Source organism: Kitasatospora sp. NPDC057904 (assembly GCF_042887925.1).
Taxonomy (GTDB): domain Bacteria; phylum Actinomycetota; class Actinomycetes; order Streptomycetales; family Streptomycetaceae; genus Kitasatospora.
Genome location: NZ_JBHVOL010000024.1, coordinates 1 through 24,828, shown reverse-complemented (window position 1 = coordinate 24,828; position 24,828 = coordinate 1). Strand labels below are relative to the sequence as shown.

At 74.1% G+C, this 24,828-nt stretch carries 20 protein-coding genes; 5 read left to right on the top strand and 15 right to left on the bottom strand.

Features of this window, described 5'->3' with window-relative positions; translation table 11 throughout:
• Positions 1-255: 255 nt before the first annotated feature.
• The 7 genes from topA to bldG all read right to left on the bottom strand — a co-directional run bounded on the left by topA (position 256) and on the right by bldG (position 8,286).
• The gene (gene topA, locus ACFVSN_RS37490; RefSeq protein WP_387957888.1) at positions 256-3,150 is read right to left on the bottom strand and encodes a type I DNA topoisomerase; all 2,895 of its coding nucleotides are present in this window, start codon (positions 3,148-3,150) and stop codon (positions 256-258) included.
• Between the two features lie 367 nt (positions 3,151-3,517).
• Positions 3,518-3,976, bottom strand: coding sequence for a DUF3592 domain-containing protein (locus ACFVSN_RS37485; RefSeq protein ID WP_387957886.1), 459 nt, complete (start codon positions 3,974-3,976; stop codon positions 3,518-3,520).
• 214 nt (positions 3,977-4,190) lie between these two features.
• Entirely contained in the window at positions 4,191-5,723 is a 1,533-nt protein-coding gene (locus tag ACFVSN_RS37480) for a methyltransferase (protein ID WP_380445073.1), read from the bottom strand.
• 81 nt (positions 5,724-5,804) lie between these two features.
• Positions 5,805-6,575 carry a hypothetical protein gene (locus tag ACFVSN_RS37475; protein WP_380499073.1) on the bottom strand — a complete coding sequence of 257 codons (771 nt, stop codon included), beginning with the start codon at positions 6,573-6,575 and terminating at the stop codon, positions 5,805-5,807.
• Between the two features lie 198 nt (positions 6,576-6,773).
• Complete coding sequence (locus ACFVSN_RS37470; RefSeq protein WP_380499072.1) at positions 6,774-7,142, bottom strand: cyclophilin-like fold protein; 369 nt, start codon at positions 7,140-7,142, stop codon at positions 6,774-6,776.
• Positions 7,143-7,366: 224 nt separating this feature from the next.
• On the bottom strand, positions 7,367-7,786 hold the full coding sequence (locus ACFVSN_RS37465; protein ID WP_380445076.1) for an ATP-binding protein: 420 nt from the start codon (positions 7,784-7,786) through the stop codon (positions 7,367-7,369).
• A gap of 158 nt (positions 7,787-7,944) precedes the next feature.
• On the bottom strand, positions 7,945-8,286 hold the full coding sequence (gene bldG, locus ACFVSN_RS37460) for an anti-sigma factor antagonist BldG (protein ID WP_049659132.1): 342 nt from the start codon (positions 8,284-8,286) through the stop codon (positions 7,945-7,947).
• A gap of 223 nt (positions 8,287-8,509) precedes the next feature.
• Between bldG and ACFVSN_RS37455 the strand changes: the two genes are divergently transcribed.
• Positions 8,510-10,867, top strand: coding sequence for a DEAD/DEAH box helicase (locus ACFVSN_RS37455; protein ID WP_387957883.1), 2,358 nt, complete (start codon positions 8,510-8,512; stop codon positions 10,865-10,867).
• Here ACFVSN_RS37455 and ACFVSN_RS37450 read toward each other — a convergent pair.
• The 7 genes from ACFVSN_RS37450 to ssd all read right to left on the bottom strand — a co-directional run bounded on the left by ACFVSN_RS37450 (position 10,862) and on the right by ssd (position 16,671).
• Positions 10,862-11,326, bottom strand: a complete 465-nt coding sequence (locus ACFVSN_RS37450) for an Rv3654c family TadE-like protein (RefSeq protein WP_387593370.1) — start codon at positions 11,324-11,326, stop codon at positions 10,862-10,864. The two genes, ACFVSN_RS37455 and ACFVSN_RS37450, sit on opposite strands and share 6 nt — an antisense overlap.
• Positions 11,314-11,715 carry a TadE family type IV pilus minor pilin gene (locus ACFVSN_RS37445; RefSeq protein WP_380445079.1) on the bottom strand — a complete coding sequence of 134 codons (402 nt, stop codon included), beginning with the start codon at positions 11,713-11,715 and terminating at the stop codon, positions 11,314-11,316. Before ACFVSN_RS37445 ends, ACFVSN_RS37450 begins: the two co-directional genes overlap by 13 nt.
• A complete protein-coding gene (locus tag ACFVSN_RS37440) occupies positions 11,705-11,977 on the bottom strand; it encodes a DUF4244 domain-containing protein (RefSeq protein ID WP_380445080.1) in 273 nt (90 codons plus the stop codon). The genes ACFVSN_RS37445 and ACFVSN_RS37440 overlap by 11 nt, the downstream gene beginning before the upstream one ends.
• A gap of 124 nt (positions 11,978-12,101) precedes the next feature.
• Positions 12,102-12,662: a type II secretion system F family protein gene (locus ACFVSN_RS37435; RefSeq protein WP_380499067.1), complete on the bottom strand. Its 561-nt coding sequence runs from the start codon at positions 12,660-12,662 to the stop codon at positions 12,102-12,104.
• A 203-nt stretch (positions 12,663-12,865) separates the two neighbouring features.
• Positions 12,866-14,008, bottom strand: a complete 1,143-nt coding sequence (locus ACFVSN_RS37430) for a type II secretion system F family protein (protein WP_387957879.1) — start codon at positions 14,006-14,008, stop codon at positions 12,866-12,868.
• Positions 14,009-14,167: 159 nt separating this feature from the next.
• Positions 14,168-15,475 carry a TadA family conjugal transfer-associated ATPase gene (locus tag ACFVSN_RS37425; RefSeq protein ID WP_387593384.1) on the bottom strand — a complete coding sequence of 436 codons (1,308 nt, stop codon included), beginning with the start codon at positions 15,473-15,475 and terminating at the stop codon, positions 14,168-14,170.
• Between the two features lie 71 nt (positions 15,476-15,546).
• Positions 15,547-16,671 carry a septum site-determining protein Ssd gene (gene ssd, locus ACFVSN_RS37420; RefSeq protein WP_380499064.1) on the bottom strand — a complete coding sequence of 375 codons (1,125 nt, stop codon included), beginning with the start codon at positions 16,669-16,671 and terminating at the stop codon, positions 15,547-15,549.
• 713 nt (positions 16,672-17,384) lie between these two features.
• Here ssd and ACFVSN_RS37415 point away from each other — a divergent pair.
• Positions 17,385-18,284, top strand: a complete 900-nt coding sequence (locus tag ACFVSN_RS37415; protein ID WP_380445085.1) for an HAD family hydrolase — start codon at positions 17,385-17,387, stop codon at positions 18,282-18,284.
• A 431-nt stretch (positions 18,285-18,715) separates the two neighbouring features.
• Here ACFVSN_RS37415 and ACFVSN_RS37410 read toward each other — a convergent pair whose 3' ends face one another.
• Positions 18,716-19,606 (bottom strand): oxidoreductase, encoded by an 891-nt coding sequence (locus ACFVSN_RS37410; protein WP_387957877.1) that lies wholly within the window; start codon positions 19,604-19,606, stop codon positions 18,716-18,718.
• Between the two features lie 233 nt (positions 19,607-19,839).
• On the opposite strand from ACFVSN_RS37410, the gene ACFVSN_RS37405 reads away from it, so the two are divergent.
• The 3 genes from ACFVSN_RS37405 to ACFVSN_RS37395 form a co-directional block, all read left to right on the top strand.
• Positions 19,840-20,847: an ATP-binding protein gene (locus ACFVSN_RS37405; protein WP_380445087.1), complete on the top strand. Its 1,008-nt coding sequence runs from the start codon at positions 19,840-19,842 to the stop codon at positions 20,845-20,847.
• A gap of 440 nt (positions 20,848-21,287) precedes the next feature.
• Complete coding sequence (locus ACFVSN_RS37400; protein ID WP_387957875.1) at positions 21,288-23,741, top strand: SulP family inorganic anion transporter; 2,454 nt, start codon at positions 21,288-21,290, stop codon at positions 23,739-23,741.
• Between the two features lie 332 nt (positions 23,742-24,073).
• Positions 24,074-24,828: AMP-binding protein (locus ACFVSN_RS37395; protein WP_387593392.1), on the top strand; the 755-nt coding region annotated here is incomplete at its 3' end.

The window sequence follows — 24,828 nt, the reverse complement described above, 5'->3', positions numbered from 1 at the left end:
CAGCGTAGCGGTCGGGGGTTGGCCGGAAAGAGACGAACGACGTTCCGGATCGGGCTCATCACCGGGTTGTGACGATCCCCGCACACACACCCGCCGTCCCCGAACGGCCCCGCCACCGCCCTCGCACGGCCCACGCCCCCTCCGCGAACGGTCCCGGCCCCCTCCCCCGAACGGCCCACACGACCTTCCCCGGACACGCCTCGGGCCCGCACCCCCGGTGAAGGGGGCACGGGCCCGGGAGCCGCCGTCGGAGGATCAGCCCTCGTCGGTGGCCGTGGCCTTGCTCGTGGCGGTCTTGCTCGCGGCGGTCTTGCTCGCGGTGGTCTTCTTCGCCGCCGTCTTCTTCGCCGCGGCCGTGGTGGTCTTGGCCGCCGTCTTCTTCGCGGCCGTCTTCTTGGCGGCGGCCGTGGTGGTCTTCTTGGCCGCCGTCTTGGTGGCGGTCGCCTTCTTCGCCGGGGCCTTCTTCGCGGTCTTCTTCACCGGCCCGCGCGCCCGCTTCTCGGCGAGGAGCTCGTAGCCGCGCTCCGGCGTGATCGAGGCGACGTCGTCGTCCTTGCGCAGCGTGGCGTTGGTCTCGCCGTCCGTCACGTACGGTCCGAAGCGGCCGTCCTTGACCACGACCGGGCGCTCGCTGACCGGGTCGGTGCCGAGCTCGCGCAGCGGCGGGGCCGCGGCGGCCCGGCCGCGCTGCTTGGGCTGCGCGTAGATCGCCAGCGCCTCGTCGAGGGTGATCGTGAAGAGCTGGTCCTCGCTCGTGAGCGAGCGCGAGTCGGTGCCGCGCTTGAGGTACGGGCCGTAGCGGCCGTTCTGCGCGGTGATCTCGACGCCCTCGGCGTCCGCCCCGACCACGCGCGGCAGCGAGAGCAGCCGCAGCGCGTCCTCCAGGGTGACGGTGTCCAGCGACATCGTCTGGAACAGCGAGGCGGTGCGCGGCTTGACCGCGTTCTTGCCGGTCTTCGGCGTGCCCTCGGGCAGGATCTCGGTCACGTACGGGCCGTAGCGGCCGTCCTTGGCGACCAGCATGTTGCCGCTGACGGGGTCCTGGCCGAGCTCGAAGTCACCGCTGGGCTTGGCCAGCAGCTCCTCGGCCAGCTCGACGGTGAGCTCGTCCGGCGGCAGGTCGTCCGGGATGTCGGCGCGCTGGCCGGGCTCGCCCTCGACGGCGGAGGCGCGCTCGACGTACGGGCCGTAGCGGCCGACGCGCAGCGTGATGTCGTCGCTGATCCGGAACGAGCTGATCTCGCGGGCGTCGATCGCGCCGAGGTCGGTGACGAGCTCCTTCAAGCCGCCCAGGTGGTCGCCGTCGCCGTTGCCGGCGTCGGCGGCGCGCCCGGTCTCGACGCCCTCGCCCTCGCCGAAGTAGAAGCGCTTCAGCCACGGCACGGACTGCGCCTCACCGGCGGCGATCCGGTCGAGGTCGTCCTCCATCTTCGCGGTGAAGTCGTAGTCGACCAGTCGGCCGAAGTGCTTCTCCAGCAGGTTGACCACGGCGAAGGAGAGGAAGGAGGGGACCAGCGCCGTCCCCTTCTTGAAGACGTACCGGCGCTGGATGATCGTGTCGATGATCGACGCGTACGTGGAGGGGCGGCCGATCTCCCGGTCCTCCAGCTCCTTGACCAGCGAGGCCTCGGTGTAGCGCGCCGGCGGCTTGGTCGCGTGGCCCTCGGAGGTGAGCTGCTCGGCGGCCAGCGGGTCGCCCTGGACGACCTGCGGCAGCCTGCGCTCGCGGTCGTCGAGCTCGGCGTTCGGGTCGTCCGCGCCCTCGACGTAGGCCTTGAGGAAGCCGTGGAAGGTGATGATCTTGCCGGAGGCGGAGAACTCGACGTCCCGGCCGTCGGCGGAGGTGCCGCCGACCCGGACGGTGACGGACTGGCCGACCGCGTCCTTCATCTGGGAGGCGACGGTGCGCATCCAGATCAGCTCGTACAGCCGGAAGTCGTCGCCGCTCAGGCCGGTCTCGGCCGGGGTGCGGAAGCGGTCGCCGGAGGGGCGGACGGCCTCGTGCGCCTCCTGGGCGTTCTTGACCTTGCTGGCGTAGGTGCGCGGGGCGTCCGGCAGGTAGTCGGCGCCGTACAGCTGGGTGACCTGGGCGCGGGCGGCGGAGATCGCGGTGTCCGACAGCGTGGTCGAGTCGGTGCGCATATAGGTGATGAAGCCGTTCTCGTACAGCTTCTGGGCCACCTGCATGGTCCGCTTGGCGCCGAAGCCCAGCTTGCGGCTGGCCTCCTGCTGGAGCGTGGTGGTGCGGAACGGCGCGTACGGCGAGCGGCGGTAGGGCTTGGACTCGACGCTGCGGACGCCGAACGAGGTCCGCTCCAGGGCGACGACCAGCTGGCGGGCGGCCTGCTCGTCCAGGTGGAGCGTGTTGGTGCTGCCGGCCTTCAGCCGGCCGTCCGAACCGAAGTCGCGGCCGCTGGCGATCCGCTTGCCGTCGACGCTCGACAGCCGGGCGCCGAAGGTCTCCGGGTTGGCCGCGTCGGCCGGGGTGCGGCCGGTGCTGAAGGTGCCGACGAGGTCCCAGTAGGACGCGCTGCGGAAGGCCATCCGCTCGCGCTCGCGCTCGACCACCAGGCGGGTCGCGACGGACTGCACGCGGCCGGCCGAGAGCTTCGGCATGACCTTCTTCCACAGCACCGGCGAGACCTCGAAGCCGTAGAGGCGGTCGAGGATGCGACGGGTCTCCTGGGCGTCGACCAGGCGCTGGTTCAGCTCGCGCGGGTTGGCCACCGCCTCCTGGATCGCGGTCTTGGTGATCTCGTGGAACACCATGCGGTGCACCGGCACCTTGGGCTTCAGGACCTGCTGGAGGTGCCACGCGATGGCCTCGCCCTCGCGGTCCTCATCGGTGGCGAGGAAGAGCTCGTCGGACTCCGCGAGCAGCGACTTCAACTTGCTGACCTGGGACTTCTTGTCCGCGTTGACCACGTAGATGGGAGCGAAGTCGTGGTCCACGTCCACCCCGAGGCGGCGCACCTCGCCGGTGTACTTGTCCGGCACCTCGGCCGCGGTGCTGGGCAGGTCGCGGATGTGCCCGACGCTCGCCTCGACGATGTAGCCGGGGCCAAGGTAGCCCTTGATCGTCTTCGCCTTGGCCGGCGACTCGACAATGACGAGTCGCTGTCCGTGCGCGGTCTCGCTGCTCGGGGACACCTTCGCTCTTCTCTCCCGGTCGTTATGTGAGCTGGTCGGCGCCGGCAGCACGGGCTGCGCTCCGCCCGACCCCTCCACCGTCCCGGGGCTGCCGCTGAACGACGACCCCACCAGCGGAGTGTGACCGTACCCCGGCCACCCTTGTCAAACGGACGGATCCCGCGTTTTCACTTGCCAGGCCCACCGACGCCACTCGAACGGTAACCCGATGATGGAGCATCGCGCCCCGTGGAGGGGGGCATCGGCGGGTTCCGGAGGATGGAATGACGGATTTCAAGATCTGTCAACGGAGTATCCGCGGAGCGCGGGGCTCCGGATGGTGCGGTCCGCCGGGGCGGCCGACCGAACCGGCCGCGGCCCTGCGGATTCAGCCGACGACGGCCGCCAGCAGGCCCGCCCCGGCCGCCAGGCAGCAGGTGCCGAGCGCACTCCACAGCAGGTCCGCCACCACCGGGCGGCTGATCTCCCCCGCCGCCAGCACGACCCGGTCCGGGCGGCGCGGGTCGTAACAGATCCGGACGGACGTGCCGGGGGCGAAGCGGACGGGACGGCGCAGCGGCGTGTGGCCGCGCGGACGGGCGAGCACCCGCTCGGCGCACCGCCCCGGCCCGGGGCCGCCGACCGACGGCAGCGCCGAGAAGGCGAGCAGCGGCGCGCTGTCGAGCTCGCCGCGCGCGTCGTCCTCGGCGACCACGACGGCCTCGGCCGGCACCCCCCGGCGGCGGACCCGGTGGCGAAGGCGCACTTCGGCGGCGCACCAGAGCAGCAGCGCGCCACCGAACAGGGCGAGCACCAGCCCGCCCACGACCGCCGTCGTCCTGTCCACCCCTCGCCCCCCGGCTCCCCAGCTCTGTCCACAGCCTGTGGACAGAGCTTCGCAGCGGGCGGCCAACGCGGGACGGCCGCCGGGAGGCCGACGGACGAACCGGGGACTACCGGGAGGTGAACCGGGCGCCCGCCCGGTCCGGGAGGCAGGCGCCCGTCCCGTCCTGGCAGGCGGGTGCCCCTCCCGCTCGGGCAGTGGGCGCCGGGGCTTCGGCTCAGGCGACGGGGCGGATGAAGCCCTGCTCGGTCAGCAGCCGCAGCGACTCCGGCACGCGGTCCCGCAGGACGACCCGGTCCTCGCCGAGCAACTGGGCGATGGCGTCCACGATCTCGCCCGCCGACAGCGTCCCGTCACAGACGCCGACGAAGCCCGCACCGACGGTGTCCACCTTGGTGGCCCGCCGCATGCCGCGGTTGTGACGCAGGATCACGTGCTCCGGGTCCTCCGCGCCGGGCGCGCCGACCTGCTCCTGGACGACCTCGTCGGCCAGCACGTACCGGGCCGCGAGCAGGCCCGCGTCGTCGTGCGAGCGCAGGAAGTCCTGCCGGTCGAACCACTCCTCGATGTGCGGACCGAGCGGCTGCTCCACCGGGTGCGGCCACTCCTCCACCCGGACCGTCGGACGCTCGGCGCCGCTCGCCCGCAGGGTGATCCAGCCCATGCCGATGCCCTCGACCCGGCCCGCCTCGAAGGCGTCCAACCACTCGCCGTAACGGGCCTGGTAGTCGCCGCCCGGACCGCGGTGGTCGCCGCCGTCGCGCAGCCACAACTCGGCGTACTGGGCGACGTCCTGGACCTCGCGCTGGACGATCCAGGCGTCCAGCCCGGTGCCCGCGACCCAGCCGGCCAGCCGCTCGTGCCAGTCCTCGCCCTTGACGTGCTGCCAATTGGCCAGCAACTGGCAGTAGCCGCCCGGCTCCAGGTGGGCAGCCGCGGAACGGACCAGGGTGCGGCACAGGTCGTCGCCGGCCATGCCGCCGTCGCGGTAGGTGAACCGGCCGGCCGGCGAGATCACGAACGGCGGGTTGGAGACGATCAGGTCGAACTTCCGCTCCCCGACCGGCTCGAAGAGGCTCCCGGCAGCGGCCTCGGTGTTGTCGAAACCGGACAGCGCCAGGGTCAGCTCGGAGAAGCGCAGCGCGCGCGGGTTGAGGTCGGTGGCGGTCACCTTCTGAGCGTGCCGGGCCGCGTGCAGCGCCTGCACGCCGGAGCCCGAACCGAGGTCCAGCGCGGCGCGGACGGGCCGGCGCACGGTGATGTTGGCCAGCGTCGTGGAGGCGCCGCCGACCCCGAGCACCAGGTCCCTGCGGGCCACGCCGTGCGCCGTCTCGCCGGAGCCGATGCCGCCCGCGCCGCCCACCGCGCAGCCCAGGTCGGAGACCACCCAGGCGTCCGAACTGGGCAGCCCGGCGACCTCGTTGGCGTAGGGGCGGACGTCCACGGTGGCACGCACCAGGTCGCCGTCCGGGCGCAGCCAGCCGTCCGCGAGGCAGTCCTCGACCGGCAGCGCGGCCGCGGCCGCCTTGTAGGGCACCGGCTGCTGGAGCAAGAACAGCCGGACCAGCGTCTCCAGCGGGCCGTCGCCGCGGGTCGCGCGCAGCGCCGGAACCGCCTCGCTGCGGGCCAGCGCCGCGTAGCCGGTGGGCCCGAGCAGGTCGAGGCAGCCGTCGGCGGTGAACGAGGCGGCGAGCAGCGCCTCGCGCAGCTTGGCGAGGCGGGTGGGGTCGAGAACGGGGCTACTGATCACCCCGCCATTGTCCCCCGGGCCGCGGGCGCACCCGCCGTGCCCGGGCCGGGCGCGACGGGTGTGCCTCGGGCGTGCGGCGGGTCAGCTCGCGCTGGGCGCGGGCGCGGACGGGGCGGCGGCCGGCGTGGTGGCGGGCGTGGCCGCCGGGCCGGCGCTGCCCGTCGCGGACGGGGCCGGGGTGCCGCCGGGCGCGGCGGAGGGGGCGCCGGTCGCGCCGTCGGTCGGTGCGGCGGTGCCCGGAGCCGTCGCCGGGGCCGTGCCGCCGCCGCTCGGAGCGGGAGTGGCCGACCCGGCGCTCGGGGCGGCGGTGGCCGCGGAGGGCTTGCAGCCGTCCTGCTTGGCCATGGCCGCACCGAGGTCGCCGCGCTGGAGCTTGCCCTGCGCCTGGGTGGACAGCGTGGCCAGCTGCTGCACCTGGTCGGCGACGCTGCGCAGCCCGTCCGCGAACTTGGACTGGTCGGCGCTGGACAGCGCGTCCAGCTTCTTCTGGACGTCCAGATAGCCGTCGGCCGCCTTGTTCAGCTCGGCGACGGTGTCCTTCTGCAGGTTGGCGCCGTCGTCGACCTTCGGCGCCCCCGCCGCGTCGATCGCCTTCGCGATGTCCTGGTTGGTCTTGGCGAGACGCCCGACGTCGGCGGAGAGCCGCTTCTGCAGGTCGGCCGGGGCCTCGCCGGTCTTCACCTGGCCGGTGTCGGCGAGCGCGCTCTGGGCCTGGGCGATCGGGTCCTTGGCCGCGCCGCAGACGTTCGACGCCCAGGACTCCAGCTGCTTGCTGTTGTCGTCGCCGCAGCCGACGGCTCCGAACGCGAGCAGCACGCCGAGGGCGGGTACGGCCAGCAGTCGCTTGTTCACCGGGAGAAGCCTTTCGGTTCGGTCGTCTTCGGTCGTCGAACCTACACGCCGCCGATCCGCTCCCCGGTTCCCGGCCGCCCTGGCCGGGTTCGAGCCCGACGAAGGCTCGCCTCGGGCACGCCCCAGGCCTCGCTCAGCCCGAAACCGGTACGCACCCGGCCCTGACCCGGCCCTGACCCGGTACGTACCGGCCCGAACTCAGGCGCGCTCGACGCGGATCGGGTCCCCCGGCCGGACCGTCCGCAGCACCTGGGCGTCGCCGTCCAGCGCGCCGAGGATGTTGCAGGGGCTGGCCAGCCGGCACTCGTCACCGCGCGAGATCGGCGTCGGCCCGTACGGCAGGGCGAGGCTGTCGCCGTCCGTCCAGAACGCCACCGTGCCCGGCTCGACGACCTGTTCGGCGTCGTCCTCCCGCAGCACGCTGACCGGCGTCCCGAAGTAGACCTCCTCGCCCCAGGTGCTGGCCGAGGAGCCGATCGGCAGCTCGGCCCAGAGCGCCTCGGCGGTGGGGGTAGCCCGCAGGGTGGCGGTCGCCTGACCGGCCGGCCACAGAATGCGTATCCGCATGGTCGTCCTCTTCCGCGACAGGTCCGATCGTCGATCGTGGATGGTCGATCGTCGATCGGACCCGGTCGTGCCGGAAGCAGCGAACCGCCGGATTCAACAGTTTGTCAACGGGATCCCGAGGAATGGACGCACGGCGTCACGGGGCTGCGGCGTCACAGCACTGCGGCCACGCAGGCTCAGGGGTCCGCCCGGCAAAGCCGGAGACCGTCCGGTCCTCCAGGTCCTCAGACCGCGAGGGCATCGACCGAAACCGGCCAGCTCATCCGGATCAGGCCACCGTCCGTGCCGTTGGTGACCTCCAGGTCCTCGACCAGGCCGGTGATCACCGCCAGGCCCAGGGTGTCCTCGTCCGGATCGCCGCCCTCGGCCGCGCCGGAGGCCGGAACGGCGGACGGGCCCGCCTCGTCCTCGACCTCGATGAGGAAACGCTTCTCCTGATCGGTCAGCGCGACCCTGACGGTGCCGCCGATGCCGCCGCGCTGGTGCAGCCCGACCGCGCGGGAGCACGCCTCACCGACCGCGAGCCGTACCTCGTCGAGCACCGACTCGTCGACGCCGGCCCGTCTGGCGACTGCCGCGGCGACCAGTCGGGCCGTGCGGACGTGCTCGGGAAGCGCGCTGAATCGAAGTTCGACGGTTGCCATCTCTCCCCCTCGGGGTGCTCCGACCGGGGCCGACGCCGCGGCCCCTGCGGGCCGGCCGAACCGGCCCCGGTGCGGCCGGGGACGACCGGGGCGAGGCGCCCCGACCGTCCCGACCGCGTGGATCGGGCGGGCCGGCCACCAGGACCGGCCCGGCCGCATCAGTCGGTCGCGTTGACCGCGTCGTCCACCGAGGTGTGGATCGGGAAGACCTTGGTCAGGCCGGTGATGCGGAAGATCTTCAGGATGCGCTCCTGGTTGCAGACCAGGCGCAGCGAGCCCTCGTGGGCACGCACCCGCTTCAGACCGCCCACCAGTACGCCCAGACCGGTCGAGTCGAGGAAGTCCACGCCCTCCATGTCGACGACGAGGTGGTACTTGCCGTCGTTGACGAGCTCGACCAGCTGCTCCCGCAGCTTCGGGGCGGTGTACACATCGATCTCGCCGCCAACCTCGACGACCGTGCGATCGCCGACTGAACGGGTCGACAGGGACAGGTCCACGGAACCTCCAGCACCTTGCCTTGCTACGTCATGTGCGTTCCTCGGCCGGACGGCCGCCACCGCATGGTCGCGAGCCCCGGGCGCGCCCAGCCAACGCGTGGCAAGCCTCGGCGCTGCGACCCACGGCCATACGGCCGTCACGGCCACATTCAACCACCTGCGACCATGCCCGCACGATGGCTTACGACGATTCTCCGTCACGCCGGTGACACACTGGGTCCCCATGCCGCCCCGACACAGCCTGCCCGAGGCACTGCTCACGACCCTGTCCACCACCAGGGGGCGGTCCGACCGGCTCACCCATACGGAGCACCTTCCCGCCCGACCTGCGCGTTATGCGCCTTGGCCGGACTCGATCCGCGCCGAGATCACGGCCGCCGCGCGCGCCGTCGGCGTGGAACAGCCCTGGGCGCACCAGGCGGAAGCCATGAACCTGGCCAAAACCGGCCAGACTGTGGTGATCGCCACAGGCACCGCCTCGGGCAAGTCGCTCGGCTACCTGGCCCCGGTCCTGAGCGATCTGCTGGACGGCACCGAGGCCCGCAACGGCCGCGGCGCGACCGCCCTCTACCTCGCCCCGACCAAGGCGCTCGCCGCCGACCAGCGCCGCCGCGCCGCCGAACTCGCGCCGCCCCGGGTCCGGGCCGCCCTCTACGACGGCGACACCCCGCCCGAGGAGCGCGAGTGGGTCCGCCAGTACGCCTCCTACGTGCTCACCAACCCGGACATGCTGCACCGGGGCATCCTGCCCGCCCATGCCCGCTGGTCTTCATTTTTCAAGGTGCTGCGCTACGTGGTCGTCGACGAGTGCCACAGCTACCGGGGCGTGTTCGGCTCGCACGTCGCCCAGGTCCTGCGGCGGCTGCGCCGCATCTGCGCCCGCTACGGTTCGTCACCCACCTTCCTGCTCGCCTCCGCCACCACCGCCGACCCGGCCGCCACCGCGGGGCGGCTGACCGGCCTGCCCGCCGTCGCCGTCACCGATGACGCCTCGCCGCGCGGACCGATGGTCTTCGGCCTCTGGGAGCCGCCGCTGACCGAGAACGTCGGCGAGCACGGCGCACCCGTCCGCCGCACCGCCACCGCCGAGGCGGCCTACCTGCTCACCGACCTCGTCGAGCAGCAGACCCGCACCGTCGTGTTCGTCCGCTCCCGGCGGGCCGCCGAACTCGTCGCCCTGCAGGCCCAGGACCAGCTCGGCCGACCGCTCGCCGAGCGGGTGGCCGCCTACCGCGGCGGCTACCTCGCCGACGAACGCCGAGCCCTGGAACGTGCCCTGCACAGTGGTCGGCTCCTCGGCCTCGCCTCCACCTCCGCTCTCGAACTGGGCGTCGACGTCTCCGGCCTCGACGCCGTCCTGATGGCCGGCTACCCCGGCACCCGGGCCTCGCTGTGGCAGCAGGCGGGCCGGGCCGGACGCGAGGCCCAGGGCGCGCTCGCCGTCCTGATCGCCCGGGACGACCCGCTGGACACCTACCTGGTGCACCACCCCGAGGCGCTGTTCGCGGCGCCCGTCGAGGCCACCGTGCTCGACCCCGACAACCCGCACGTCCTCGCCCCGCACCTGTGCGCGGCCGCAGCCGAACTCCCGCTCACCGACGCCGACCTGGAGCTGTTCGGCCCCTCCACCGCACCCCTGCTGCCCGTCCTGGAACGCCGCGGCCTGCTGCGCCGGCGCAGCGACGGCTCCTGGTACTGGACCCGCCGCGAACGCGCGGCCGACGCCGTCGACCTGCGCGGCAACGGCGGCAGCCCGGTGCAGATCGTCGAGGCCGCCACCGGCCGGCTGCTCGGCACGGTGGACGCCTCCGCCTCCCACACGACCGTCCACACCGGTGCCGTCCACCTGCACCAGGGGCGCACGTTCCTGGTCCGCGAGCTCGACCTGGAGAACTCCGTCGCCCTGGTCGACGCGGCCGACCCGCCGTACACCACGGCTGCCCGGGACATCACCTCCATCTCCGTGCTCGACACCGACACCACCGTCCGCTGGGGCGAGGGCCGGCTCAGCTTCGGTTCGGTGGAGGTGGTCAACCAGGTGGTCGGCTACCTCCGGAAACGGATCTCCACCGGGGAGATCATGGGCGAGAGCAAGCTCGACCTGCCGCCCCGCACACTGCGCACCCGGGCGGTCTGGTGGTCCGTCACCGAGGACCAGCTGCTCGACGCGGACATCCCGCTCGACCGGCTGCCCGGCGCCGCCCACGCCGCCGAGCACGCCTCGATCGGACTGCTGCCGCTGTTCGCCACCTGCGACCGCTGGGACATCGGCGGCGTCTCCGTCCCGCTGCACCCCGACACCGAGCTGCCCACCGTCTTCGTCTACGACGGCCACCCGGGCGGGGCCGGCTTCGCCGAACGCGGCTTCCAGCGGGCCGTCCAGTGGCTGACGGCCACCCGCGAGGCGATCGCCGCCTGCGAGTGCGAGCGCGGCTGCCCGTCCTGCGTGCAGTCGCCCAAGTGCGGCAACGGGAACGACCCGCTGGACAAGACCGCGGCCGTCCGGCTCCTGGACGTCCTGCTGGCCGGCGCCCCGAAGGCGGCGGACGGGGCTCCCGCCCCCACCGACACGGACTCATGAACCCTCCTCCACCGGGGTGACCGCAGCCCGGATCGGTCCGGCGCGGGCCCGCGCTCGCGCCGGACCGACCGGAAGCCGCACCGGCAGCCCCGCGACGGGCACCTCGGCCACCACCTCGACGGCGTCGTCGTCCCGGTCCAGCACGCAGGACACCAGGCCCGCGCCCTGCGCGGCGACGATCCCAGCCGCCCGACCGCACCCGCCGTCCGGGTCCAGCAAGAGCCGGTCCGCCGCCGCGAGGGCCGCGAGATCGGCCGCCGCCTCGGCCCGGTGCCGGGCGGCGACGACCGCACCGACCGCCATCGTCGCCGCGAACACCGAGCAGCCGAGCATCGCGAAGGCCACCAGCCAGACCGTCGCCGAGCCGGTGTCCGCAGCCCCGCCGAGCCCGCGCGCCGCAGCGACCCGGGACCGCGCGCCCACGATCGCCGGCACCAGCCGGCGGGTCAGGACGGCCATGCCGTTCCTCCTCCCACCAACGTGTCCTCCCGCGCCGCCACCGCGACGGCGCTCAGCCGCACCGAGAGCAGGCCTCCGAGCCTGCCGGGCGCGCCGCAGGGCGCGTCCACCGTGACCCGCACGGTGTCGGCCGCCAGGGCGACCTCAACCTGTGCCCCGGGCGGGGCCGCCTCACGGGCGACCACAACGGCGTCGGTCTCCCCGCGGGCCGCGGCCCGGGCGCCGACCCGGGCCGCGTCCACGCACCGGATCTGGGCCGCCGCGGCGAGCACGCCCCAGATCAGCAAGGCCGCGAGCAGGACCAACGCCGGCATGGCCACCGCCGTCTCCGCCGTCACGAACCCCGCGTCACCGCGTGCCCTGCCGCGCCGACACCCGCTACGTCGCATGGAGCGCCCGCTCCAGCAGATCGGTCAGCGCCCCGGTGACGGTCGCGCTGGTCACCACCTTGTAGAGCCCGGCCGCGAACGCGCACGCGCCCAGCGTGCCGACCGCGTACTCCGCCGTGGTCATCCCGGCGTCCGAGCGGCCCCTGGCCCGAACCACCCGCCGGACCCGGCGCGCGGTCCAGCGTCCCCGGCGCCTCCACACGCCCGGCAACGGCCGGGCCGGAAGGGCGTTCACGAGCCTGGGCGCGATCACAACAGCCATGGTTTTCTCCTCATCGGTTTCGGTTGCACGCGATGCACGCGATGCGTTGCGATGCGTGCGATGGATTCGGCGGACTCAGTGGATTCGGCGAACTCGGTGGATTCGGCGGGGCTGCCGGGGCCCCTCACACCGCAAGTGCGAACCGGCTGGTCAGCCCCACGACGACCGGCACGACACCGATCAGCACGAACGCCGGAAGGAAGCAGAGCCCGAGCGGCGCGGTGGCCAGTACCCCCGCCCTGCGGACCCGGGCGTGGGCCGCCCTGCCCGCAGCCGTCCGCCGTGCGTGGGCGAGTCCGATCAGGGACCCGGCCACCGGGGAGCCCCCGAGGCTCGTACGGACCATGCAGCGGACCAGCGGTGCCAGCGAGGGGTGCTGGTCGCCCAGCCGGTCCCAGCACAGCTCCGGCGGTGCGCCCAGGGCCAGTTCGGCCCCGATCGCCACCAACCGGGGTCCCATCGGAGCGTCCACGCTCCGCCCGACCGCCATGACCGCCACGGAAGGCGAGGCAGCCGAGCCGAGGCAGGCCGCCAGCAGCTCGGCGCTCAGCGGGAGTTGCCGGGTGAGCAACTCCTCCGTCAGCTCGGTCCGCCGATCGGCCGGTGACCGCGCTCGTGCAAGCGCCTGGTAAGCGCCCACCGCCAGTACCACCCCCAGCAGCAGCCCGAGGCCACCGCCGAGCACCAGAGCCGCTCCAGCGCCCGCCAGTGCCGCCATCACCGACCGCCGGAGCACCCCGGCCCCACCCGCCTCCCGCGCCAACGGCGCCGGCCGCGCCGCGGGAACCCGACCGAAGAGCCTGACCGAGGCTCGGCGCCGCCTCACCCACCGGCGCCCCGGCACAACTCCCGCCGCCACAGCGGCCATCAGGACCGCCACACCCCACATCACCCGGCCACCGCCTCTGCCCTGGCGCTCCTGCTACTCACCGGCCTGCGCCAGGCCCGGCGGCGTGGCAGGCCGCTCAACGCCCGCCCGACGCCCCGGACTCCCCACTCGCCACGTACTCGCCCGGAGCGGCGTGTGGCGGCCTTCAGGGCCCGGGCGCCCGCCCGCCCGGTTCTCGGCGCCCACGGCGCCCACAGCCCCCTCGGCACCCATGAGCCCGGAAGAGCAGCGCCGCGCTCCGGGCCTGCGGGGCCCTCCAAGCCGCCCCGAGCCGCCGCCCGCACGATCCGAGCCGTCCAGGCCACGCCCAGCCCCTCCAGCACGGCACCCACCGCGAGGCAGCCGAGCCCGGCAGACGTGTGCAGGAGGACGTCCACCGGCCTCGCCCCCATCGCAGTGCCCAGTAGCAGCCCGGCCGCCGGCAACATCGCCAGGACAGCGATCGTCGTTCGAGGCCCCGCCAGTTCACCGGCGATCTCCTCGGCCAGGGCCTGCTCGCCGCGCAGCGCCTCCGCGACCCGGTCCAGCGCGGCGGCCAGCCCCGCGCCCCCGTCGGACGCCACCCGCCAACAGGCCGCGATCGCCGCCGCCCCGCTCCCGCCCGGCAGTTCGGCGAGCAGGTGCAGCGCACCGGGAACGTCGCCCCCGTAGCGGCCGGCCGCCAGCCGCGCCACCGGCTCCTCACCCAGCCTGCGCAGGGCATCCGGGTCGGCCGCGGTGCGCGCCGTCACCACGTGGAGCGCCTGCTCCGGTGTCGACCCACTGCGCAACTCCCCTGCCAGCCCGGCGCAGAGCTCGATCACACCGGCTGCCCGGCACCTTGCCCGCGCCGCCACGGCCCGCCGCAGACGCCACCTCCGGAGCGGCACCACGGCGAGGGCACCGACGAGCACCGGCACCGGCGAGGCTGTCACGTACCCGGCCGCCAATCCCACCGGGAGGAGCAGCAGTTCGGGAACCAGCCACTGCGGCGGCCCGAGTGCACCCACCGGCCTCATGGGAGGCACCGGCGGCCCGGCGCCCGCCAGCACCAGCCTGGAACGCCGCCCGCCCGGCAGCTGCTGCTGCACCACGTGCCACCCGCCGAGCGCGACCACGCACAGCGCAGCGGCCCACCACAACGAGATCTGACCGTCGATCATCTCGTGAACCTCCTTGTCATCGACGTCGTCCACGTCGTCCACGTCATCGGCCTTTCCGGCCCCAGTCCCCCAGCAGCGCGAGGGCACCCACCGAGAGCACGCTCAGCAGCAGGACGAAGCCGAGTTCCGCCGCTCGCGCACTCGCCCCCGCGAGCCCTGTCACGGCGGACCCGCCGAGAGCGTGACGCCGCGCGCCGCCAGCAACCCGAGCAGTCGCTCCCAGCCCGCCTTCGGGGCCATTCGGCCCTCCGCCGTGAACTCCACCGCCGGGATGGTCACGGCCAGGCCCTCGCGGTCCCCCGCCAGCGTGTGGATCTCGGCCACCCGGCGCCGCCCCGAGCCCGGCTCCCGGACCAGGTGCACCACCAGGTCGAGTGCGGCGCGCAACTGGCTGTGCAGCGACGGCCGGTCGAGCCCGGCGAGCGAGCCCAGCGCCTCCAGCCGCACCGGCACGTCCGCCGCCGTGTTGGCGTGGACCGTCCCGCAGCCGCCCTCGTGGCCGGTGTTCAGCGCGGCCAGCAGGTCCGACACCTCGGCCCCGCGCACCTCGCCGATGACCAGGCGGTCGGGCCGCATCCGCAGCGCCTGCCGGACGAGGTCCCTGAGGGTGAGCTCGCCGAGCCCCTCCTGGTTGGGCGGTCTGCTCTGCAGCCGGACCACGTGCGGATGGGCCGGTCGCAGCTCGGCGGAGTCCTCGGCGACCACGATCCGCTCGTCCGGGCCGACGAGGCCGAGCAGGGCCGCGAGGAGCGTGGTCTTGCCCGTCCCCGTGCCGCCGGAGACCAGGAGCGACAGCCGCGCCCGCACGATGCCGGCCAGCAGGCCGGCGCCCTCGGGTGGCAGCGTCCCGCCCGCCACCAGCTCGGCGAGCGTGAACGGCCGGGGCCGGCAGACCCGCAGCGAGATGTGCGTGCAGCCGGCCGCGATCGGCGGCAGCACGGCGTGCAGCCTGGTGCCGTCCGGGAGCCGGGCGTCCACCCAGGGGCGGGCGTCGTCCAGCCGCCGCCCCGCCGCGGTGGCCAGCCGGTGCGCCAGCCGCCTGACCGCCTCGGCGTCGGCGAAGCGGACCCCGGTGGCGCGGTGCAGGCCGCCGCCACGGTCGACCCACACCTCCCCCGGCCCGTTCACCAGGACGTCCGTGACGTCGGGCGCCGCCAGCAGCCGGTCCAGCGGGCCCGCACCCACCAGTTCGGCGCGCAGGGAGCGCACGGTGTCCAGGACCTCGTCCCCGCCGAGCGGCGGCCGGGTGGCCCGCAGCGCGGCGGCGACGGATCCCTCCGTCGGGGCGGCGCCCGACTCGGCCAGCCGCAGCCGGACCGCGTCCAGCAGCGCCGCAGTCCGCTCCTCCCGGGCCGTCCGCCCGTAGGGGCACGGACGGGACTGTTCCGGCGGCCCGTCGGGTGGCGGGACGCTCCGGAGCAGCCGGTGCTCCCGCGCACCGCCGCCCCGGCCGGGCGAGCCGCCCATCCCGCCGGCTCCGGCGGAAGCGCCGGTGCCACCCGAGCCGGACCCGATCCCCGTTCTGCGCAGACGGACCATCAGTACACACCTCCTCCGACCGCCGGCACCGGCGGCAGCACTTCGTCCAGGAAGGTCGCGCAGAAGCGCGCGAGCGGGCCGTTGTCCCGCGTCCCGGGCGGCACGCCCTTCTCGACGTCCTCGACCAGCCCGGGCTCCGGCTCCAGTTCTCCCGCGAGCTCCAACCGCAGCCCGCGGGCGATCCGCCCGGCCGGGAGGCCGCGCGCCCGCAGCGGGCGCACCACCGCCCGGACGTCCCCGAGTCGCATCCGGACCGCCGCCGCGACCCGGTCGGCGGCGGCCACCGCCCGCAGTTCGGCCGGGACCACCAGCAGCGCCAGGTCCGACTGCTCCAGCGCCTGCCCGGCCGCCGCGTCGAGGTGGCGCGCCACGTCGACCACGACGAGCCCGCCGCGCCGTCTGGAGGCGGCCAGGACGCTGCGCATGGCCTCGGGCGGCACGGCCAGCGTGTCGCCGCGGTCCCACGACAGGCAGGACAGTCTGGACGGCCGTTTGAGCGCCGGCAGCGCCCGGGCCAGTTCGGTCCCGCTGACCCGGCCGCGCGAGCCGGCCAGATCGGGCCAGCGCAGCCCGCGGGCCGTCTCTCCGCCCAGCAGGATGTCCAGGCCGCCGCCCAACGGATCCCCGTCGATCAGCATCGTCCGCCGGCCGGACCGCGCCGCGGTGACCGCGAGGGCGCACGCCAGGGTGGAGGCCCCTGCGCCGCCGCGGCCGCCGAGCACGGCGACGGTGAGCGCCGGGGGCCCGACGCCCTCGGCCGCGTCGGCGATCCGGTCGAGCAGCCAGGCCTCGGCGTCGGGGAGGAACAGCACGTGCTCGGCGCCGAGTTGGACGGCTCTGACCCATACCTCCGGGTCGTCCAGGTCCAGCCCCAGCAGCAGGACCCCGGCACGACGGGGCAGCCCGGCGCACCGGGCCACCTGGTCGTCCCCGACCAGGACCAGCGAGGAACTCTCCCAGAGCCCGCGCGGCGGCGGGGCGCCCCGGATCAGCTGCGGCTCGGTGCCCGCGGCCGCGCAGAGCCGCACCAGGTGCTCGGCGAGGCGCTCGTCCTCGGTGAGGACCAGCGGCCCGGTGGCTCCGGGCCCCTCGACGGTGGTGTGGCCGGTGATCGGCGTCGACATGGTGCTCTCCCCTCCGCGCCGTCGACCGCTGTTCACGGCCGACGGCGCACGTCCGACGGTTGGGACGGACGGCCGCCCGGGAGGGCCCGGGAGAGGCCCTGAGGGAGGCCCCGGCGACCGCCGCCGAACCTCACGGTGGGGGCTGATCGGGATTCCGTCATCGGGCTTCCGAATCCCTGTGGACAACTCGGCGCCTGTGGATAAATGCGTTCACCCGGGCGGGGGGCTAATGAGCCAAGAATTGACGAACCGGGATCACGGAGATGAACCGGGGACTCCGGTCGCACTTACCGCGCGACCTCGTCGGACTCCTCTCGCGGAGCCGTCCGGCATCCCGGACCGCCGCGACGGGGGCGGCAAGTGGCCATCGGCAGGCATGAGCAAATGGCGACGCAGAGTGACGAAAGATGGTGGGCGGGCCCCGCTGCCGACACCCCCTGTACACCGCGGGCGGCCGGCCGGGCACACTCGCCGTGAAGGGCCTTCAAGCCCTGAAAATGGCCCCGGACGTGCGACGACCCCCGCCGGGGGGGAGAGCGGGGGTCGTCTATCCACAGCCCGACTCGGGGGGGAGGAGCCGGACCGGGTTAGCACGGTCGCGAACGATCCGTGACTTCCATGGTGTACCCGAGAGGCCAGAAACACAAACCCGCACGCCCGCGAGTACGCCGAATGGCGGGGTGTTTTTGCAGCTCCCTCTATCCTCGGTTCCCGTGGACACCACCGAGAACGCCGACGACCGCGCCGACCACTCCGCGGGCGGCGCCACCGGGCCCGCCGACGCTCCCGCCCCCGCGCACCCCCGGCCGGGCGGCACCCGCACGGCGGCCTTCTTCGACCTGGACAAGACCATCATCGCCAAGTCGAGCGCACTGGCCTTCAGCCGACCCTTCTACCAGGGCGGCCTGATCAACCGTCGGGCCGTACTGCGCAGCGCGTACGCCCAGTTCGTGTTCCTCGTCGGCGGCGCGGACCACGACCAGATGGAGAAGATGCGCGAGTACCTCTCCTCGCTCATCCGGGGCTGGAACGTGCAGCAGGTCCGCGAGATCGTCGCCGAGACGCTGCACAACCTGATCGACCCGATCATCTACGACGAGGCCGCCTCGCTGATCGAGCAGCACCACGCGGCCGGCCGGGACGTGGTGATCGTCAGCAGCTCGGGCTCCGAGGTGGTCGAGCCGATCGGCGCCCTGCTCGGCGCGGACCACGTGATTGCCACCCGGCTGAAGATCGAGGACGGCTGCTACACCGGCGAGATCGAGTACTACGCCTACGCCGAGAACAAGGCCTCCGCCATCCGGGAGTTGGCCGGGACCGAGGGTTACGACCTGACCCAGTCCTACGCCTACAGCGACTCCTCCACCGACCTGCCGCTGCTGGAGGCCGTCGGCCACCCGTCCGCCGTCAACCCGGACCGCGCGCTGCGGAAGGAGGCGGCGGCCCGGGAGTGGCCGGTGCTGGTCTTCGACAAGCCGGTGGAACTGCGGCGGCGGCTCCCGGAGTTCTCCGCCCCGAGCGGCTCGGTGCTCACCGCCGTGGCGGTCGGGACGGCCGTGCTGACCGCCGGCGTGATCTGGTACCTGGCCCGGCGCCGGCGGCCGACCGCCTGACGCCCGGGCCCGGAGCCGTTCGGGAGCGGCTCCGGAACGGTTCCGGGCCCGATTCGAAGCCGGCAACTCTCCGCGTTTGGGACAAAACGGGCAATTGCCGCAGACTTCTCGTTTCGGGTTCCCCTTTCGCCCGAAACGCGATACAAAGGAAACACGGCCCGCGAGACCCGGTCAGGACCGAAGAGGTCAAACCGACAACGCAGTTCAGGCCCCACGGACCGCGCGTACACGTAGCCGAGCACCCACATGCAGCCGACCCGCTGTCGGGCCGCCGGACCAGACGAACGGGCAGGATCCCCGTCTGATCGGCACTTCCGGTGCATGCTTGGTCACCCGGCACTTGTACCAGCGGCGGCACCCGGCAGGTTCGGGTGCCGCCGCATCTCCGCGTCCGGACAAGACCGCTCCGGCGTCCGGACGAGACCGTTCGGTCAGACCATTCCCCGCTGCATCGCCTCGCAGACCGCCGTGCTCTCCCGCACGCCGAGCCGCAACGCCCGGCCGCAGTGCGCGATCCAGGCCCCCATGCCCTCCGCCGTCCCGGACAGGTAGCCGGCCAGCGCCCGCCGGTAGGCGTCCGTCCCGAGCTCGGCGAGGCCGACCTCGGCCGGGCAGATCGACTTCGGGTCGAGGCCCTCGGCGATCAGCACGATCCGCTGGGCGGCCCGCGCGATCACCCCGTTGTGGGCGCCGAACGGACGCAGCGCGAGCAGTTCCCCGTGGACCACCGACGCGACCACGAGGGCCGGCGTCCCGATGCCCTGCCCCTCCGCCCGCGCGACCAGGAGGCGCGAGAGCTGGTCGAGGCGCGCGGCGACCTCCTCGGCCGCGGGCGCGGGCGGCAGCACCGGCAGCGGGGCGTCCACCACGACGGCCTCGACGCTCTCCACCGGCTCCAGGTCGAGCGGGAACAGCTCCTCCGCCGTCTCGCCCGCACGCCGCGGACGACCCGCGGACGGGTCGGCGTCGCCGACCGCGAGCAGGTGCAGCCGGGCCAGCACCTGGAGCGGCGAGTGCCGCCAGATGCTGAGCATCTGGCCGGCCTCGGCGGCGATCCGCAGGGCGGCGCCGACCGTACGGGCCCCGTCGTCCGCGCCGAAGTCACTGCGGCGCCGGACCTCCTCCAGCGGCCAGTCCGCCCCGGCCAGCGCCGCGGAGGCGCGGGCGCCGCGCAGCGCGGACTCGGAGGTGACCTCGGCCGCGCGGCGGCGCATCACCCGGTGGCCGTAGAGGCGGTCGACGGCCTTGCGCACCTCGGCCACCGCGTCGGGCACCCCGGGGAGCTGGGCCAGCGGGGCGAGGGGATCTGTTCCAGTGCTCACCTACCCGAGAGTAATGAACCGGCCGCCCCTCCCGGAACAGCAACCCCGCATCACCCGTTAGAGGCAATCCTCACTTCCCGTCCGCGGGGACGCCCAAACCCCGGCTAGCATGGCCACTATCGGAGACGATAACGATTTCCAGTTACGTCCCGGCGCCAGTTGAGCCCCCAGGGCGGGACCCGGGGGCGGAACCCCCGGAGCGAGAGCCCCCGAGCGAGAGCCGGAGTCCCCAGATGAAGATCGCCTTCGTCGGAAAGGGCGGCAGCGGCAAGACGACGCTGTCCGCGCTGTTCATCCGCCACCTGGCCGCCACGGGCCGGCCGGTGATCGCCGTCGACGCCGACATCAACCAGCACCTGGGCCCCGCCCTGGGACTGACGGACGACCAGGCCGCCGCACTGCCCTCGCTCGGCGCGCACCTGCCGGAGATCAAGGAGTACCTGCGCGGCGGCAACCCGTTGATCGGCTCGGCGGACGAGATGATCAAAACCACGCCGCCCGGCCGGGGTTCGCGCCTGCTGCGCATCGTCGAGGAGAACCCGGTCTACGCCGCCTGCGCGCGGCCGATCGCCCTGGACGAGGGCTCGGTGCGGCTGCTCGCGACCGGCGCCTTCACCGAGGAGGACCTCGGGGTGGCCTGCTACCACTCCAAGGTCGGCGCGGTCGAGCTGCTGCTCAACCACCTGGTGGACGGCCGCGACGAGTACCTCGTCACCGACATGACGGCGGGCTCCGACTCCTTCGCCTCCGGCCTGTTCACCCGCTTCGACCTGACCTTCCTGGTCGCCGAGCCGACCCGCAAGGGCGTCTCGGTCTACCGCCAGTACAAGGACTACGCCCGCGACTTCGGCGTGCACCTGCGGGTGATCGGCAACAAGGTGCAGGGCCCGGACGACCTGGCGTTCCTGCGCCGCGAGGTCGGCGACGACCTGCTCACGACCTTCGGGCACTCGGACTGGGTGCGGCGCCTGGAGCAGGGCGGCGAGCCGCCGCTGAGGACGCTGGAGCCGGCCAACCGGGCCGTGCTGGAGCAGTTGCTGACCGAGGTCGACGCCGCCCACGAGCGGCGCGACGCGCGCCGCTACACCGACCAGGCCGTCCTCTTCCACCTGCGGAACGCGGAGAGCTGGGCCAGCGCCAAGGTGGGCGTCGACCTCGCGACCCAGGTCGACCACGGTTTCGTGCTCGGCGAGTTCGCCCACGACGGCGGGCGGCCCGCCACGGCCGGCGCGCCCGCCTGACGAACCGGCCGGACCGAGCCGCCGCACGGCACCGGAACGGGCCGTGCCCTCCCCCACCCCGGGGAAGGGCACGGCCCGTTCGACGTGTCCGGGGTGCCCACCAGCAGATTTGCGGCGGTTCGAACACCACCCAATGGGGTGAATCAGGGGCTTTTCCCCTTCCGCCGCGGGTGGCCGCGTGCAAAGCTTTCATTACCCTCGGTTTACCGAGTCTTGATGGTCCGTCCCGACGGCCCTCTGCGAGGCCTCCCGCTCCTCGCCGAGGCCCCTGGCGGGCCCCGATGGTCGAGGTCCGGCCGGTGACACCCGCATTCCCCGCCGCGCCCGCACCATCCCGCCACACCGTCGCGACCCACGACAGCCGATCCGCCCCGGAGCCCCACGACCGGACTCGCCGCCGGACCTGACTGCGTTCGTTCCCCCGGACAGACGGGAAGACAATGACCCTCGACATCTCCAGCGCCCCCATCGCCTCCGACACGACCGACCACGCGCCGCCGGGTCCGGGATCCGGCCCCCGCGTCCGGTGGATGCAGGACCTCTCGGCCTCCCTGGTGGTCTTCCTGATCGCCGTGCCGTTCTCCCTCGGCATCGCGCTCGCGACCGGAGCCCCGCTCACCGCGGGCCTCGCCGCGGCCGCCGTCGGCGGCATCGTCGTCGGGCTGCTCGGGGGCACGCCCCTCCAGGTCAGCGGCCCCTCGGCCGCGCTGACCGTGATCACCGCCGGGCTGATCGCCCAGTACGGCTGGCGGGCCACCTGTGCCATCACGCTCGCGGCCGGGCTGCTCCAACTCCTCCTCGGCGCACGCCGGGTGGCCCGGACGGCGCTCGCCGTCTCGCCCGCCATCGTGCACGGCATGCTCGCCGGGGTCGGACTCGCCATCGCGATCGCCCAGCTGCACGTCGTGCTCGGCGGCTCCCCGCAGAGCTCCGCGATCGCCAACATCCTGGCGCTGCCGGGGCAGTTGGCCGGTCCACACCCGCCCGCCGTGCTGATCGGGTCGGTGACCGTGGCCGTCCTGCTCGGCTGGCCGCGGCTCGGCCGAATCCCGGGCCGCGCCGGCGAGTTGGGCGCGAAGCTGGCCAGGGTGCCCGGACCGCTGGCCGCCATCGCCGCCGCCACGGCGCTCGCCACCGCGACGAACCTGCCGCTCGCCCACATCGAACTCCCCTCCTGGCAACCACACTCGTTCGTCCCCGCGCTCCCGCACGGGCCGCTCGCCGGCGTGGTCGCCGCCGTCCTCACCGTCACCGCGGTCGCGAGCGTCGAGTCGCTGCTCTCCGCCGTCGCGATCGACCGGATGTCCCGCCGCACCGGCGACCTCGACCGCGAACTGCGCGGCCAGGGCGTCGCCAACGTCGTCAGCGGCCTGGTCGGCGGACTCCCGATCGCCGGGGGCGCGGTCCGCAGCACCGCCAACGTGCGCGCGGGCGGGCAGAGCAGGTGGGCCTCGGTCCTGCACGGCGTCTGGGTGCTCGCGGCCGCCGTGGCACTGACCGGCGGGCTGCGCCGGATCCCGCTGGCCGCACTGGGCGCGCTGGTGCTGGTCGTCGGACTGCAGATGATGAGCTTCGCGCACATCCGCAAGGTCCACCGGCACCGCGAGTTCCCGGTCTACCTCACCACCGGGCTGGGCGTCGTGGTGTTCGGCGTGCTGTGGGGCGTGACGCTCGGCGCCGCCACCGCCGTCCTGCTCGCGCTCTACCGGCTCACCCGCGCCCATGTGGACGTGCTGGCCGGCCCCGACGGCTCGGTGACGGTCCAGACGCACGGCCCGCTCACCTTCACCGCCGTGCCCCGGCTGAGCCGGGCACTGGCCGGGATCCCCACCGACGCCGACGTGACGGTGGTCCACGACGGCTCCTTCCTGGACCACGCCGCGTACGAGACGCTGCACAGCTGGCGCTCCGGGCACCAGGCCGCGGGCGGACGGGTCTCGATGGTGACGCGGCGCCAGGACGACGAGGTGCTCGACCCCGACGGGACGGTCCGCGCCGGCAGCTCCCCGGGTCCGCACCGCTGCCGGGCCTGGACGCCCTGGGTGGGCCACCACTGCATCGAGCGGCAGGAGGACCCGCACGGCCGGCTGCTCGACGGCGTCCGGGTGTTCCAGCAGCACACCGCCCCGCTGATCCGGCCCGAGCTCGCCCGGCTGGCCCGGGAGGGCCAGACGCCCTCCCAGCTCTTCCTGACCTGCGCGGACTCCCGGATGGTCACCAGCATGATCACCAACAGCGGCCCGGGCGACCTCTTCACCGTCCGCAACGTCGGGAACCTCGTGCCGGCGCCGTTCGAGCCCGGCGCGGCCGACGACTCGGTGGCCGCCGCGGTGCAGTACGCCGTCGAGGCGCTGGAGGTGCGCTCGATCACCGTCTGCGGCCACTCCGGCTGCGGGGCGATGAAGGCCCTGCTGGACGGCGTCCACGAGCGCCCGGGCACACCGACCCCGCTGACCCGCTGGCTGCGCAACGGCCGCGGCTCGCTCGACCGGCTCCGGCGGGCCCCCGCCGAGTTCGCCGAACGGCCGGTGGTGGACCTCGCCGAGCAGCTCTGCATCACCAATGTCGTCCAGCAGCTGGACCAGCTGCTGGCGAACCCGGCGGTGGAGCGCCGGGTCGAGGAGGGCACCCTGCGCCTGGTCGGGATGTACTTCGACTTCGCGACCGCCCAGGCGTACGTGCTCGACCGCGAGGCCGGCACCTTCAGCCCGGTCCAGGCTCGTCCGGCCGAGGCAGGGCCCGCCAAAGCAAGGCCCGCCGAAGCAGGGCCGGCCGAGGCGCTCGCCGGCGCGGCACCGGGCGCACCGGCGGTGTGCCCGCCCGAAGGAGTGAATGGAATCACGGACCGGGTGTCCGCCGCCGGCAGTGAGGGGGATCCCCGTCTGGCCGCCTGAGAGCCGGGCCCGTGTCCCCGCCGGGCGGGCCGGGGCACGGGCCCACCCCCTCCGACCTCCTGCGACCTCCGCGGCTTCGGCGGCGGCGCCGCTCGACGGTCGGGCCGACCTTCCCGGTGGCCGCCGGGACGGCCGGCCCGACGGCCGCCGCGGGGGTCCGCAGGCCGCCCCTCCACGACGACGTCCGTTCGACTCTCGGTCAAAGGTCTACACCAATTCCCGGGTGCCTCTTGTCAAGTGGGCTCTTCGCCTGGTGAGCTGTGCGCTGGGACACACGGGACAATCCCCACGCACGGGATCGTCCCAGATCATGACTCGATGAGGAGTGCGTGTTGAGCAACGAGAGCCTGGCCAACCTGCTCAAGGAGGAGCGTCGTTTCGCTCCCCCGGCAGAGCTCGCCGCAGCGGCCAACGTCACCGCGGCCGCGTACGCGCAGGCCTCCGAGGACCGCCTGGGCTTCTGGGCCGAGCAGGCCCGCCGCCTGGACTGGGCCACCGAACCCACCCAGACCCTGGACTGGTCGAACCCCCCGTTCGCCACCTGGTTCGCCGACGGCACCCTCAACGTCGCCTACAACTGCGTCGACCGCCACGTCGAGAGCGGCCTCGGCGACCGCGTCGCCATCCACTTCGAAGGCGAACCCGGCGACAGCCGCTCCATCACCTACGCCCAGCTCAAGGACGAGGTCTCCCAGGCCGCCAACGCCCTGCTCGAACTCGGCGTCACCAAGGGCGACCGCGTCGCCATCTACCTCCCGATGATCGCCGAAGCCGTCATCGCCATGCTCGCCTGCGCCCGCATCGGCGCCACCCACTCCGTCGTCTTCGGCGGCTTCTCCGCCGACGCCGTCGCCTCCCGCATCCAGGACGCCCAGGCCAAACTCGTCATCACCGCCGACGGCGGCTACCGCCGCGGCAAGCCCACCGCCCTCAAACCCGCCATCGACGAGGCCCTCACCAAGGTGGACGGCGTCGACCACGTCCTCGTCGTACGCCGCACCGGCCAGGACACCACCCTCACCGAGGGCCGCGACGTGTGGTGGCACGAGATCACCGCCCGCCAGTCCACCCACCACACCCCCCAGGC